Source organism: Achromobacter sp. 18P8.1.1 (assembly GCF_057799415.1).
Genome location: NZ_JBYOKH010000008.1, coordinates 64,680 through 78,969 on the forward strand (window position 1 = coordinate 64,680; position 14,290 = coordinate 78,969).

Annotated in this window: 6 protein-coding genes and 1 pseudogene; 1 reads left to right on the forward strand and 6 read right to left on the reverse strand. The window is 65.7% G+C overall.

The features are described 5' to 3' along the window. Positions 1 to 17 precede the first annotated feature (17 nt). Entirely contained in the window at positions 18 to 1,406 is a 1,389-nt protein-coding gene (locus AC27VE_RS08040) for an MFS transporter (protein ID WP_488703521.1), read from the reverse strand. Positions 1,407 to 1,548: 142 nt separating this feature from the next. Here AC27VE_RS08040 and AC27VE_RS08045 point away from each other — a divergent pair, with 142 nt between their 5' ends. Then, a complete protein-coding gene (locus AC27VE_RS08045; protein WP_006223475.1) occupies positions 1,549 to 2,454 on the forward strand; it encodes a LysR family transcriptional regulator in 906 nt (301 codons plus the stop codon). 94 nt (positions 2,455 to 2,548) lie between these two features. Here AC27VE_RS08045 and AC27VE_RS08050 read toward each other — a convergent pair whose 3' ends face one another. The 5 genes and pseudogenes from AC27VE_RS08050 to glcF all read right to left on the reverse strand — a co-directional run bounded on the left by AC27VE_RS08050 (position 2,549) and on the right by glcF (position 14,262). Beyond that, complete coding sequence (locus AC27VE_RS08050; protein ID WP_488703555.1) at positions 2,549 to 9,925, reverse strand: autotransporter domain-containing protein; 7,377 nt, start codon at positions 9,923 to 9,925, stop codon at positions 2,549 to 2,551. A gap of 24 nt (positions 9,926 to 9,949) precedes the next feature. After that, positions 9,950 to 10,060, reverse strand: a pseudogene (locus tag AC27VE_RS08055) (ESPR domain-containing protein); the annotation flags it as partial. Positions 10,061 to 10,224: 164 nt separating this feature from the next. Further along, the gene (locus AC27VE_RS08060) at positions 10,225 to 11,277 is read right to left on the reverse strand and encodes an asparaginase (RefSeq protein WP_488703522.1); all 1,053 of its coding nucleotides are present in this window, start codon (positions 11,275 to 11,277) and stop codon (positions 10,225 to 10,227) included. A gap of 83 nt (positions 11,278 to 11,360) precedes the next feature. Then, positions 11,361 to 12,887 (reverse strand): FAD-binding oxidoreductase, encoded by a 1,527-nt coding sequence (locus tag AC27VE_RS08065; RefSeq protein WP_488703523.1) that lies wholly within the window; start codon positions 12,885 to 12,887, stop codon positions 11,361 to 11,363. A gap of 7 nt (positions 12,888 to 12,894) precedes the next feature. After that, the gene (gene glcF / locus AC27VE_RS08070; protein ID WP_488703524.1) at positions 12,895 to 14,262 is read right to left on the reverse strand and encodes a glycolate oxidase subunit GlcF; all 1,368 of its coding nucleotides are present in this window, start codon (positions 14,260 to 14,262) and stop codon (positions 12,895 to 12,897) included. Between the last annotated feature and the right edge of the window lie 28 nt (positions 14,263 to 14,290).

A 14,290-nucleotide genomic window follows, 5' to 3' on the forward strand; every position in this document is an offset into this window, starting at 1 on the left:
CGGCCTTGTCGCCTGGCTCACGATGCAGCCAACGCGTGCCTGGCGTGGCGCGTGATGCGCTCCAGCATACCGCTGGCCACGCATCCCGCCAACGCAAACGCCACCGCCGCCCACAAGGCCCACGTGGCGCCGGCGTCGGTGTTGAAGGTAAAGCACGCCGCCACAAACGCGGCGCCCATTGTCTGCCCCAGCAACCGGGCCAGGCCGGACAAGCCGCTTGCCACGCTGGCACGGTGCGTGGGCACGCTGAACATGATGAAACGCTGATTGGGCGACAGGAACAGGCCGAAGCCCGTGCCGCACAGCGCCATCGGCAGCATCACCGTCCACATCGGCGCGCCGGCCGGCAGCCAACTCACGCACAAGAGGCCCGTGGCCAGCAGCGCCAGGCCGATCACGCCAAGCAAGCCGGCCGACATGCGGTCCGACCATTTGCCGGAGAACGGCGCCAGGCACGCGCCCATGACCGGCCACGGTGCGATAAGCATTCCCACTTCGGCGATGTCGCGCCCCAGCGTCTGGTTCAGCAGGAAAGGCAGCGCCACCATGGCCGCGCCTTGCGCCGCGAAAGCCAGTACGCAGATCAGCACCGACATCGAGAAGGGCGGCAGACGCAGCAGATCCCGCGGCACGATGGCGTGCGTGCTCACGCGCTCGCGGCGCAGCAGCAGCGCCCAGCACACCATGCCCAGCGCCCAGATGAGGGCGACGCTCCAGTCAGGCCGCGCCACGCGCTCCAGGCCCAGGACGGTCAGGCCGAAGGCCAGCGCGCACAACAGGGCAGCGCCTGCATCCAGCGCCTTGCCGTCGCCCGGGGACCTGGGCAAATAACTGCCCGCCAGCGCCAACGCGACCAGGCAGAACGGCACGTTCACATAGAACAACCAGTGCCAGCTAAGTGCCGTCAGCATCGCCGATGCCAGGACCGGCCCGCCCGCCAGCGAGGCCGCCGCGATCATGGCGTTCAGTCCCATGCCCCGGCCCAGCTGTTCTTTCGGATAGATGGCGCTGACCAGCGCCATGTTGCAACCCATCAGCGCCGCGGCGGCCAGGCCCTGCACCGCCCGGGCCGCCTCCAGCGACCACAGCGTCGGTGCCGCGCCGCACCAGATCGACGCCAGCAGAAATAGCCACAGTGCCGGCATGAACACCCGGCGATGCCCGATCTTGCCGGCCAGTGCCGCCAGCGGCAGCATCGTCGCCACCATCACCAGCTGATAGATCGTGACCACACCGATCACGTCCGAGGCGCTTACGCCGAGCTGCGATGCGATCGACGGCAGCGCCGTGTTCGTCATCGAGGTATCAAGCGTCGCCATCGAGATCGACAGGGATACGGCCAGCATCGCATAGCGGCGGGTGGCGGGCGTCAACGGCGTAGGAGAGGGAAGAGCGGAAGCAGGCATCACGACACACGGGGAAAAAAGACCGGCCCCCAGTATGAAAGTCGCGATCCTTGCGGTGAATAGCAAAATCCGTAAATCAGCCTTGCAGATATGAAATACTGGAACGGCAGGAACGTCTGCGAAAAACGTCGAGGATGAGGGGATGGTGACGCGATCGGAAGGCATGGCGCTATTGGTGGCAGCCGTTGACCAGGGCAGTCTCAGCGGCGCCTCGCGCGTGAGCGGGATCTCGCTGGCGTCGGTCAGCCGGCGCATCAGCGCGCTGGAGGAACGCCTGGGCACGCGGCTGCTTGTCCGCTCGACCCGAATCCTGAGGCTGACCGAGGCGGGGCAGCGCTACTACACCGAAGCCAAACGCCTGCTGGCCGAGATGGACGAACTGGAAAGCAGCATGCAGATCGAGGCCGCCGAGCCCTCGGGCCGCTTGCGTGTCACCGCGCCCACCCTGTACGGCCGGGTCCACTTGCAACCCCTGCTCGCGAAGTTCCTGGTGCTGCATCCCAACGTGACGCTGGACCTGCATCTGATCGACCGCCCCGTCAATCTGCTGGAGGAGGGGATAGACCTGGCCGTGCTGGTGGGCGAGCAACCCAGTTCCAGCCTCGTGGCCCGGCGCCTTGGATCCATTCGCTGGGTGCTCAGCGCCTCGCCCGACTACCTGGCGCGGCATGGCGTGCCCGCCAGCCTGCAGGACCTTCTGCAACACGACGGCCTCGTCTACAGCCACCTGGCGACGGAAGAGATGTGGACGCTGATGGAAAAAGGCAAACCCACGACGGTGCGTATGCGCACACGGATGCGCTCGAACACGGTGGATGGCGTCGTCGCCGCCGCGGCAGCGGGAGCGGGCATCGTCTACGCGCCCGCATGGGCCATCGCCGAGCATGTCGCGGCTGGCCGGCTGCTACCCTTGCTGCCGGAAACGGAAACCCCGCCAAGGCCGGTGTTTGCATTGATGACCCATCAGCGGCTGATGGCTGGCAAAGTGCGATCGCTGGTGGAATATCTGGCGAAGAACCTGACGGAAAAATCCTTGAACGAACTTTGAGACGGGCAGGGCCGGGGGCCGCTGCCCGTCGTTCGGGGCGAGACCGCTTGTTCACCGAAGTGTTGCGGTCCGCGTCCCGCTCATCCAGTCACCCTCAATATCGCCACCGCACGTTCACCGAACCGGCATGTTCGCGGTTACCGCCGCCATACTGTCCGCTGTAGTTCAAGCCCATCGTTGCATTGCGCGACACCGCCACTTCGGCGCCCAACTCGGCCAGCGCCGCATTGCGGGCGATGGGCGAGCCCGACACCGTGAAGGCCTGGCCGCCGTCAAAGGCCATGGAGGTTTGCGGCAGCACATCGCCGAATGCATGACGCCAGCCCAGCGTGGCTTGCAAGCGGCCTTCAGCGCCAGCCAGCGTGAAGTCGGTCTGCGCCCGCACGCCCAGCGTGCTCGTGGTTTGCTGGTCGTTGCTGCTCTGACCCCGCAATGCGGCCGACCCACCCGACTCCGAGAAGCCACGCGTGCGCAGGTCGCTCCAGGCCAGGCCGACAAACGGTTCGATCGTGGCTCCGTCGGACAAGGGCAGCGCATAGCCCAATTCGGTGAAAAGCTGGGTGGTGCTGGCGCCGTAGTCGGCAGTCAGTTTCTGCGAATCGCCAGTCACTGTGGCGTAGCGCCTGGTACTGACGTCGTGCCAGGTGTAGGACGTGCCCACCAGCAGATTCAGCTTGCCCGCGCCGGCCTCGAAGGCCTTGCCGCCGTAGATGGCGGCGCTGTAGCCGGACACATCGGCCTGCGAGGCGCGGTCGTCCACGCGGATTTTGCTGTCGGTGTAGCCGACGGCACCGCCCAGGCGCCAGCCATTGCCTACGGCATGGTCGGCGCCGGCGAAGACGCCGCCCGTGTGCTGACGGACCTGCGCGGTGTTGTCGGTGGCTTTCTGGGTTTGCCAGTTGCCCACGAGCTCCGCCCAGGCGGGCTGCGCGTTCGATGACGGCAGCGCCGCGGCGGACAACGTGCCGCCGGCCTGCGCCGTCGGTGCGCCGGCACGCATGCCCGCGCTGAGGTTGGCGCGCAGGTAAGACAGCGGCAGCGTGCGCGTGGTGGTGCTGGACCCCATCAGGCTGGACGCGACGCTTGCGTGCGCTTCGCCCGACAGGCTGTTGAAGGCGGCAGGCGGCGCGCCTTCGGGCAAGGTCAGGATGTACTCGTGCAGCGCATTGCCCGACGGCAGGCTATCCAGCGCGTTGGCCACGGCGCGTTGGTTGCCGGTGCGTGCAGCGTCTGCAAACGTGATCGGGCGGTTAGGCGCGGTGGGCGTTGCGGGGTCCACCGGCACCTGCTTGCGGCCGAGTTGCAGCGTGACGTCTTGCGTGCCGTAGCGCAGCGCCGGGTCCAGGAACGCGTAGTTGGACGACACGGTGTTGAACTGGCCGTTGATGGAACCCGCCGTCAGGATCGTGTATTGGCGCGTGCTTTCGAACCCGCCTTCCGGCCCAACGTGTACGACGGACCCGGCCAGGTTCGCCACGCCGCTGACGGCCACGCGCGCGCTGGTGGACGATGCCGGGTCAGCCGCCACTTGGTAGACCGAACCTGGCATGAACGTCAGGTCGCCCGCCACATTCAGCGTGCCGTTGAGGTTGCCCGGCGCAAGGATCGCACCGCTTTGCAGCGTGGTCTCGCCGACCTGGCCCGCGCCTTGCAGCAGCGTGCCGTTGGCCAGCGTCAGCGTGCCGCCGAGCTTGCCGGTTGACGCGATGTTCAACGCGCCAGCCTGCACCAATGCGTTGCCCGTATACGCGCTGCCGTCGCCCGATACAGTAAGCAAGCCCGCGCCAGTCTTGGTCAAATCACCGCTGCCGGCAATGGCGCCAGCCAGGCCGAACGTCGTGCCAGACGCCACATAGATGCCGCTCGTCCGCGTGATTGCGACGGCGCGGTTCGTATCGAAGCTGGCCGTCGTGGCCAGCACGCCGCCGCTCAGCGTCAGGCCGCCCGAGGCTGCGCCCAGGTTCGCGTCCTTGGACACCGACAAGCCGCCCTGGCGCACATCGGTGCCGCCGGTGTAGGTGTTGTTTGCGGTCAGCACCAGCGTGCCGAAGTCGGTCTTGGCCAACTTGCTGGCGCCGGTCAGTCGGGATGCAATGGTGCCGGTGGTGGTGGCGTCCGCGGCTGATCCCTCACCCACTCGGATGATGCTTTCGCCGCCCGCGCCTTGCAGCGCGATGTCGTCGCCTTCGATGCGGTAGCCATTAGTGGCGATCTGCATGCCGGTGATGCCGATGGCGCCCGCCGATGCGTCGACCGTGACCGTGCCCGCTTGCGCCTGGAAGATGGCGAACGTGGGATTGGGCTGGAAGACGCCGTTCAACGTGCCGTCCACGTTGGCCCAGTTGCGGCCATCGGCGCGCCACGTGCCTGAGCCGCCGTCGATGGTGCCGTTGTCGTGGCGCGCCGTGTCGCCACCATCCCAGAAGCTGAGCGTGGCGCCGGACGTGGACGCCAGGTTGACCTGACCACGCGTGGCGGTTTGCAGCGTCAGCGCGCCGGCGGCGACGCCGGCCGGCGTTGCGCCCAGGGCCAAGCCGTTGTTCAACAAGTTGCCGCCATAGTCGAACAGGCGATAAATACCCGCGCCAAATCCGCCGTTATCGGTCACGTTCAATGTGCCAGCCAAGGTCAGATTGCCGCCCACATCGAACAAGGCCGAGGCCGGGACGGGCGCGCGGCCCAGAGACACGTTGACCTGGCTGGCGCTATCCAGCGTGAGGTCGCCGCCAATGGAAAGCTTGGACCCTTGTTCTCCTATCAGCACGCCGCCTGCCAGCGTGGCGTTGCCCGTGATACGGCCACCGTTGAACAGCATGCCGCCACCGCTGATCGCCGCATTACCGCCCAGCACGCCGTCGATGTACAGCAGCCCGCTCGTCACCGAAACATCCCCGCCCAGCTTGTTCCCCACCATCAGCGTGCCGGCCTGAACCTCGGTCCGGCCCGTGAAGGCGCTGCTGTCGGCCGTCAGCATCAGCGTGCCCCCGCCCGTCTTGGTGAGCTGGCCTGCGCCAGACAGCACGCTGTCGTAGGAGGAGCCAGCCGATTGATCAAAGCGCATCGTGGCGCCCGAGGCGATCATCGTATTGCCGGTGTAGCGCCCTGCGCCGGCCGTGACGGTGCCAGCATCGATACGCCAGTCCTGACCGCTGATGCCGGTCAAGGTCAACTCGCCCGCACCTTGCTTGACCATCGAGCCGGTGCCGGAGATATAGCCGGCGTAGCTGGCGTCCGTGGCCTGTTTGAACACAACGGAGCCGTCGTTCGCCAGGTCGCCTCGCAAGGATGTCGCATCGCCCACCAGCGTGCCGGCCAGCACTTGCGTGTTGCCGTAAGTGTTGGCGCCCGTCAGCGTCAAGGTGCCACCGCCCAGCTTTTGCAGATTGCCCGTGCCGCCGATGGCGCCTTGCAAGCCCAGCGTGGTGCCTGCCGCCACCGTGATACCGGCGGTTTGTGTCAGCGTCACAGCGCGCGCGGAATCAAAGCTGGTCGTGGTGGCTAGCGCGCCGCCGTTCAACGTCAGCGCGCCTGCGGCTGCGCCCAGATTCCTGTCGGACGCCACCGACAAGGTGCCTGCGCGAACTTCAGTGCCACCCGTGTAGGTGTTGTCGCCCGTCAACACCAGCGTGCCGTAGTCGGCCTTCACCAGCTTGCTTGCACCGGTCAGGTTGGACTTGATGGTGCCGGTGATTGCCGCACCGGACACGCCGCCCGAACCCACGCGCACAATGGTTTCCGCGCCGCCCGCCAACGCAATCGGATCGCCTTCGATGCGATAGCCATTGGTCGCGACCTGCATGCCCGTCACGCCCACGCCGCCTGCTGACGCGTCCACCGACACCGTGCCTGCCGCGCCTTGGAACACGGCGTAAGTCGGGTTAGGTTGGAAGCGGCCGTTGAGGGTGCCGTCTACCGTGGTCCAGTTCAGGCCATCCGTGCGCCATGCGCCCGAGCCACCATCGATGACGCCGTTATCGCGCCGCGTAGCGTCGCCGCCGTCCCAGAAGCTCAGCGTGGCGCCCGCGGTGGACATCAGGTTGACCTGGCCGTTGACGGCGGTCTGGATGCGCAAGTCGTTGGCGGTGATGCCGGTGGGGGCGGTACCGATGGCCAGCGTGTTGGTGGTCAGTGCGCCACCATAGTCGAACAGGCGGTAGACGCCCGCGCCGAATGCGCCTTGGTCGGTGATGTTGAGCGTGCCGGCCAAGGCCAGGTCGCCGCCCACATTGAACAGCGCGTTGGACGGGGCGCGGCCCAGCGACACGTTGACCTGGCTGGCATTGTCCAGCGCCAGGTTGCCGCCGATCTTCAACGTTTTGCCTTGCGCGCCTTGCAGGATGCCGCCTGTCAGCGTGACGTTCTGGCCGATGGTGCCGGTGCCGGAAAGGATGACGTTGTGGCCGATGGCGGCGTTGCCGCTCAAGGTGCCGCTAACGTGCAGGCGGCCGTTGGACACCTCTGCGTTGCCGCCCAGCTTGTTGGTCACGACCAGCGTGCCGTTCGTGACGCGCGTCGTGCCGGTGAATGCGCTGCTGTCCGCGTTCAGGCTCAGCATGCCCACCCCGGTCTTCTCGAAGGTGCCGCTGCCGGAAATTCGGCCGGCGTAATCGGCTTCGGTGGGTTGATCGAAACGCAGTGTGCCTGCGGCACCGATCGCGGCGTTGGCCGTGTAGCGGGTCACGTCGCTGACAAGCGTGCCTTGCTCAATATTCCAGTTCAGCGTGTTCGGGCCGTTGAGCGTCAGGATGCCCGCGCCGCGCTTAGTGATGGCGCCGGAGCCGATCAGCATGCCCGACACGCTGTCATCCCACGTTTGGTTAAAGATGACCGTGCCGGCGTTCTGCAGATTGCCACGAATGGATGCACTATCACCGATGAGGGTGCCGGCTTGCACACGCGTGCTGCCGTAGGTGTTTGTGCCTGTCAGCGCCAGCGTGCCATCGCCTTGCTTGATGAGGGCGCCCGTGCCCGACACCGTGCCGGTCAGGCCCAACTGCATACCCGTGGCCACGTTGATGGCGCCGTCTTGCGTCAACGCGATACGGCGGTTCGTGTCGAAGCTGGCGGTCGTGGCGAGCGTGCCGCCGGTCATGGCCACATCGGTGTTGGCGGCGCCCAGATTGTTGTCAGCCGAGACAGACAGCGTGCCGAACTGAATGTCGGTGCCGCCGGCGTAGGTGTTGTTGCCGCCCAGCACCAGGGTGCCGTAGTCGGTCTTGAACAGCTTGCTTGCGCCGGTCAGCGACGCGTTGATGGTGCCGATGAAGTTGCTGCTGGCTGCGGTGCCGTTGCCGACCCCTATCGTCGTCTGGCTGCCGCCTTGCAGCGCGATGGAATCGCCCTGGATGACATAGCCATCCGTGCCGATCGTCATGCCTTTGACGCCGATCGCGCCCGCCGTGGCATCCACGGTTACGACGCCCGCCGTGCCCTTGAACGTGGCAAAGGAGGGCGATGCGAACGTGCCGTTGGACGCGCCATCGGACGTGGTCCAGTTGCTGTTGGCGGCGTTCCAGACGCCCGAACCGCCATTGACGGCACCGTTGGCGTGCGTGCCGGCGGTGTTGCCATCCCAGTAGTCGAACACCGTGCCGACGGTCGACACCAGATTGACCTTGCCCGTGATGAACTGCAGCGTCAGACTGCCCGCGCCAACCCCGGCGGGCATCGACCCGAAGCCCAGCGAGGAGGCGGTCAACGTCTTGCTGTAGTTGAACAGGCGGTAGACACCTGTGCCCAGCCCGCCCATATCCGACACGTTGAACGTGGAGTTGATCAGCGTCAGCTCACCGCCGACATCGAACAACGCTGCAGCCGGTCCCGGGGCGCCCACTGCCACATTGACCTGGGCGTTCGTTAGAGTCAGATCGCCACCGATCGTCAACGTCTGGCCTTGCGTGCCCTGCAAGACGCCGCCCGTCACCCCGACATCTCCACCGATCGTGCCGGAACCGGCTAGCGTGGTGCCGCTAAACGCGGTGACGGAGCCGCCTAACTTGTTCGAGACAGTCAGTCCGCCCTTGGATACATCGGTCGATCCCGCAAAGGCGCTGCTATCGCCAACTAATGATACGACGCCGGAACCATTCTGAAGGATGCGGCCGGTACCGCTGAAAGCGTTGCTGAGCGTCATGTCGTTGGAGCGGGACAGGTAGACCTGGCCGTTGTTCACGACGGCGCCCGTGCCAAGGCTGCCGGTCGTGCTGAGTGTCCCGAGCTGCAGGGTGCCGCCCGACACCGTGGTGATCCCAGCGTAGGTATTGTCGCCCTTCAGCACCAGGCTGCCGGCTCCGGTCTTGGTCAATTTGCCCGCACCTGATAGTTCGCCGTTGAGGATGAGTGCGTTGTCGCCGGATACGGTCAGGCCACTGGTGCCCAACACGACCGCATTATTTAGGGCCAGGGTCACCCGACCCGCTTGCAACGTGCCGCCGTTGCCGGTCACCGTGCCGGCGCCCAGCCCGTCCGAATGGTCGACAGTCAGAACGCCGCCATTGAGTTGGGTTGTGGTGGCGGCGCCGGTCAGGACCGGCCCCACCAGGTTCCAGGTGCCGCTGTTGACGATCAGGTTGCTGAAGTTGATGTAGTTGGCGTTTGCCACGGTGCCCAAGCCGGCTGTGCCGGTGCCGCCACCGATGGCATTTTGCAGCGCCAGGGTGTTGCCGCCGCCGGCGCCGCCATCGACCACGCCGGCGGCCGCGAATTCCATTGTCGAGTTCTGCACCGACATGGCAGGCTCCGTGCCGGCTCCTTTCGTCACCCATGAACCCGTAATCGCGTTGAATCGGTTGGCGCCTTTGCCGGCGCCCAGCGACACACCGCCTACGATCTGGCCGGCGTTGGTGAATTCGTTGCCGGCAGCCGATGCATCAAACGCCATGCGGCCGGTAATGGTGCCGTTGATGGTGTTCGTCATGGTGACTTTGCCGCCCCCCGATATCGCCACGACCGGCGCATCAGCTGCCTCCACAGACTGCGCCATCTGGGGCTTCGATGAGAGCGTCCCCGAATTGGTGACCTCGGTACTACCAAAGGCGCCGTTCTGGATATTCAGCGCCACGCCCTGAACGTTAGGCAGGGAGGAGCTGAGCAGCCCCGCCGTGCCATTGATAGTCCCCCTGTTTTCCACCTCCACCCGGCTGTTGTTGGCATTGCCGATGGTGACGCCAGAGGTCAAGAATGGGGTCAAGCCCCCCGCCGGCTCAACCGTGCCCTGGTTGCTAAAGCGTGTGTTGTTGCCGGTCAACCAGATTGCACTTGCATCGCCAAGTAGCGCGTTGACCCGCGCGTCAGGGGCGACCGTCACGTCCATATTGTCGTAGGGCAAATTGATGGTGACGATGGTATCTGTGCAGATGACCGTCAGTCCCGGGCCAAATGCCGGGCTGCATGCGGCTTGCGCCGCGGGCAAATATCCGAACATGGCGCACACCGCCGCCATGGCGACCACCAGACTGCGCTTGCGCGGCATGCTGCGCGTTTGCGACCCTGCGATGTGGCCTGCTGCTCCACGGCTTGTGCTTTTGCCCCTGACCTTTGCGGTTTCTGGCGCGGCGACCCAGGCGCCCAGGGACTGATTCCAAATGGAGCAGAAGGTTTTATTCACAGCAGCCTATTATTAGGGGAGGTAGGCTGCTCCCCTTGAGTCAGCCTGTTTGTAATGGACTATTACGCATTATCTTAGATCCTGTAACAAAATTTAAAAATCACTGAAACTTGGTAGTTTCAAGCCGAAAAGCGCCGGCAATGAGGCAGTAGCGGTGTTTTCTTTCACAGGTCAAACGCGGCCTGCAGCGCTTCCTTGCCGCGCTGTCCTTGATGCAACAGCAGCATCAGCAGCAGTCGGGCCTTTTGTGGGCTAAGGTCGCCAGCCATGACTGCCCCGGCGTCAAAAGTCGTTTTTCCCCCTCCAGGGAATCCATAGACCGGCATCGTGCGCCCATTCGGCACGCGCGTCGAAATGACGACCGGTACGCCCTTGTCCAGCGCATACTTCACGGCCTCGAACATGGAGACGTTCATATTGCCCATGCCTACAGCCTGGACCACGATGCCTTTCGCGCCCTGGTCCACCGCGTAGCGCAGCAAATCGCCATCGGCGCCGCCGAACATCGACAGGATTTCCACGCGAGGCATCTCGCCATCGCCGATATCGATGTGTTGGCGCCGCAACGGCGTGCGCGAGAATTGCACGCGGTCTGACCAGACCTCACCAAGGAATCCGAAGTCACCAGACTTGAAGGTCTCGACGTCGGCGGTGTGGGTCTTTGTCGCCGTGCGCGCGGCATTGATCTGATTGTTCATCGCAATCATCACTCCCTTGCCTTTGGCGTCCGGCGCGGTGGCGATCCGGATCGCGTTGAGCAGGTTGCGCGGGCCGTCAAAATCTGCGGAAGATGCATTGCGTTGCGCGCCAATCAGAATCACCGGTTTGTCGGACTTCACCGTTAAATCGAGCCAGTACGCCGTTTCTTCCATCGTGTCGGTGCCGTGGGCGATCACTACGCCGGCCACCTCTGGCCGAGCCAAGGCCTCATCCACCGACTTGGTCAGACGCGTCCACCACTTGGGTTCGACATAATTGGCCGACATGGCCGAGAAATTATTGACTTCGATGCGTGCGTACTTGGAGGCGTCGGGCACCGTCTGCATCAGATCGTCGCCAGAGATGGCGGGAACCACCCCTTTCGTGACCGGATCCACCTTCATCGCGATCGTGCCTCCGGTGGCAATGAACTGGACGACCGGAAGGCTTTCGGCCGCGGCGCCGACCGACATCGCGCACATTGCAAAAAGCGAAAGAACTCGTAGTTGCAGGCTCATGAGACGATTCCCGAATGGTGAACGGAATGCCTATTCTAGTCAGGAAGGCGCCCGGGGCCGAGCCACCCCGGGGCCGTTCCGCTTCATTCGATGCCGTATTTGCCCGGGGCAATGACGCCATTCGGATCCAGGGCGGCTTTGATCGATGCGCAGGCGCGCACGAACTCTGGCATGCGCTGGGCCTGGTGGAACCCGTGGTACAGGGTCGGCGCGCGCCCGACAAAGATCCCGCGATCGGCGAACAACTTGGCCAGCGCCCGGTAGCAGGCGTCCGCGCGGGCGGTTTCGTCGGCGTCTTCGCGGTTGTAGATGATGGCGTGGATGGCGCGGGCGAAACGCGCGCCGCAAACGTTCGACAGCAGGTATTCCAGCCCGTGGTCCTGGCAGATGCGGCGCGCCTGCGCCTGCAGGTCGTTGACGATGTCTCCTGCGACAGGAGAGCCCGCCGACAGCCAGATCGCGCCGCCGCCCGGGCGCCAGCCCAGCATCTTCAATTCGCTGTCGGTCGGCACGCCGGTGTTGGAGTTGATGGCGATGTGCAGGGGGCCGATTTCTTCTGCCTCCTCCAAGGGAAGCTGGCGCCCCTTGCCCGAGGCCAGGAAATGTTGGGCGATGCGGTCGATCTGGGGTTGCACGGCGGCGCGGCTGGCGCCGTACACGGCGCCTGATACGGTCCAGGATCCCAGGTCATATTGCCGCCGCAGTGCGGCGCGGCCTTCGTCCGACAGCGAGCGCTTGCCGCCGTTGGTCGCGTATTCCGGGTTGGTGGCAGCGGACGACAGCAGATACAGGTCGTTGGTGGCGCGGATCAGCGTCGGCACGAAATTGCTTAGCTTCAGCGGACGGATGCGTTCGACGATCTCGCCCAGATCTTCGTCGTCGGGGAAGGTGAAAAAGAAGGGTTCGATATGCGGAGGCCGGGGCATGAGCCACATGCCCACGCGGGTGACGATGCCGAAGTTGGATTGAGAGAACAGGCCGTCCAGCGTCGGGCCGAAGCTGTACTTGGAAACGTGCCAATTGGGATGCGAGGAACCGGCCAGGCTGCCGTCGCCGGTGCGGATCACGTCGCCATTGCCGAGCACGACCTCCATGCCGCAGCTCATGCCGAAATGATCGGCGTAGGCGCCGCTGCCGCCGCCCTTGTCCAGGGCGTTGGCGAGGATGCTGCCCTGCGACGGACCTGCGGTCGGCGAGATCATCAGCTTGCTTTCCCGGCGCTGCAGCTCGTCGTGCATGGCGCGAAAGCTCACGCCGGGCTCCAGCACGCAATAGCCCAGCGCCTCGTTGACCTCCAGGATGCGGTTCATGCGGCGGCCCAGGTCCACCACCACCTGGCCGGGACGGATGGGCGAGCGCGTGCCCAGCCCGATGTTCTGGCCATTGCTGATGGGATAGAGCTGGACGCGGAAGCGATTGGCCAGACGCACCAGCGTTTGCACCGCCGCGGTCGAGTCTGGATAGGCGACTGCGCCGGGCCGCACGTCGGCGCAGGGCAGGGTATGTTCGCCGTAACGTCCCAGGACGTCCTCGCCCAGCGTGATGGCGTCCGCGCCAAGTTCGGCCGCGGCCGCATTGGCGAAATCTACGATAGGATCATTGGAAGGCATTCGTCTTTCACCACAGAAGATCGCCGCTGCCGGCGGTTGCTGGAACCGGCGTGGCCGCCGGCGTTGGAGTATTGGCCGCCGCCTGAGGCGGCTTGGGCCGGAAGTGTTCAAGACCGCGAGGAGGCGGCCCGCCCGTGGCCCAGTCCAGCAGCTGGACCGTGTGCGCCACGGGCACGGGCGTGAAGCGCGAGATCTGCACGAGGCATCCCAGGTTGCCGGCGGCGATCACGTCAGGCTGGCCCGCCGCGGCGTGGGCCGCTTTACGTTGGCCCAGTCGATCCGAGATGGCCGGCTCGAGGATGTTGTAGGTCCCCGCCGAGCCGCAGCACAGGTGCGATTCCGCAATGTCGCGCACTTCCATGTCCAGCCTGCCCAGCGCTCGGCGCGGCGGCCGTTCGATCTTCAGACCGTGCTTGAGCGAACAGGAGTCGTGATAAGAAACGGCCAGGCCCAGGACCGCGCCGCTAGCGGTCAACGGCAGGCCGGCGGCGATCTGCGCGATGTCCTGGGTGGCCTCGACCACGCGTCGCACTTGGGCCGACAGTTCCGGGCGGTCAGACAACAGTTCCTCATAGCGTTTGATCACGGAACCGCAGCCCGAGGTGGTGCTGATGATGGCGTCGATGTGCCCCGCCTCCAGTGCGGCCGACCAGCTGCGGACGGCCTGTTCCATGTGGCGGGTGGCGGCCTGGCGTCGTCCCATGTGCAGTTCAAGCGCGCCACAGCATTGCACGCCGGGCACGGGGATGACGGCGACGCCGGCGCGTGCAAGCAGGCGCTTGGCCGAGTCGGTGATCTCGGCGCCGAGCACGGATTGGGCGCAACCGTCCAACAGCGCCACGCGGCGCGTCGCGTCCACGGGCGGCCGGGGAGCTGCTTCGGCCCGTGGCGCGAACGCCGCGAGCGCGGGGGCGGCAGATAGGGAGAGCAACGCGCCCACCGGCCCGCCCAGCCGGCCCGCTGCGCCGCGCAGCAATCGGCCCAAGGCTGCGGCGGGACGCAGCAGCGAGGGGGTCGTCAGAACCCGGGCCAGCGCTGAGCGCAGCAGGCGCTGCGTCAGCGGGCGGGCCTTGCTCTTTTCGATGTACTCGCGCGCGCCGTCGATGATGGCGTGATACGAGACGCCAGCCGCGCAGGTGGTTTCGCACGACAGGCACGACAGACAGCGGTCCAGATGGCGCACCGCGGTCGGGCTGGGTGCGTCGCCGCTGTCGAGCATCTCGCGCGCCAGCGCGATCCGGCCTCGCGGTGAATCCAGCTCTTCGCCATCGAGCACGTAGGTAGGGCAGACGGCGGTGCAAAAGCCGAAATGCACGCAACGCTCGGCGGCGGCGCTGACCGCTTCTTGTCGGTGGATGGTGATGGTTTTGGGCATGGTGCGACGTGAGCTTGCCGGCCAGGGC

What these genes read in the sequence shown, in the direction of transcription:
- AC27VE_RS08040 (WP_488703521.1), bottom strand. Translation starts at nt 1,406, where the DNA reads ATGCCTGCTTCCGCTCTTCCCTCTCCTACGCCGTTGACGCCCGCCACC.
- AC27VE_RS08045 (WP_006223475.1), top strand. Translation starts at nt 1,549, where the DNA reads ATGGTGACGCGATCGGAAGGCATGGCGCTATTGGTGGCAGCCGTTGAC.
- AC27VE_RS08050 (WP_488703555.1), bottom strand. Translation starts at nt 9,925, where the DNA reads ATGCCGCGCAAGCGCAGTCTGGTGGTCGCCATGGCGGCGGTGTGCGCC.
- AC27VE_RS08060 (WP_488703522.1), bottom strand. Translation starts at nt 11,277, where the DNA reads ATGAGCCTGCAACTACGAGTTCTTTCGCTTTTTGCAATGTGCGCGATG.
- AC27VE_RS08065 (WP_488703523.1), bottom strand. Translation starts at nt 12,887, where the DNA reads ATGCCTTCCAATGATCCTATCGTAGATTTCGCCAATGCGGCCGCGGCC.
- glcF (WP_488703524.1), bottom strand. Translation starts at nt 14,262, where the DNA reads ATGCCCAAAACCATCACCATCCACCGACAAGAAGCGGTCAGCGCCGCC.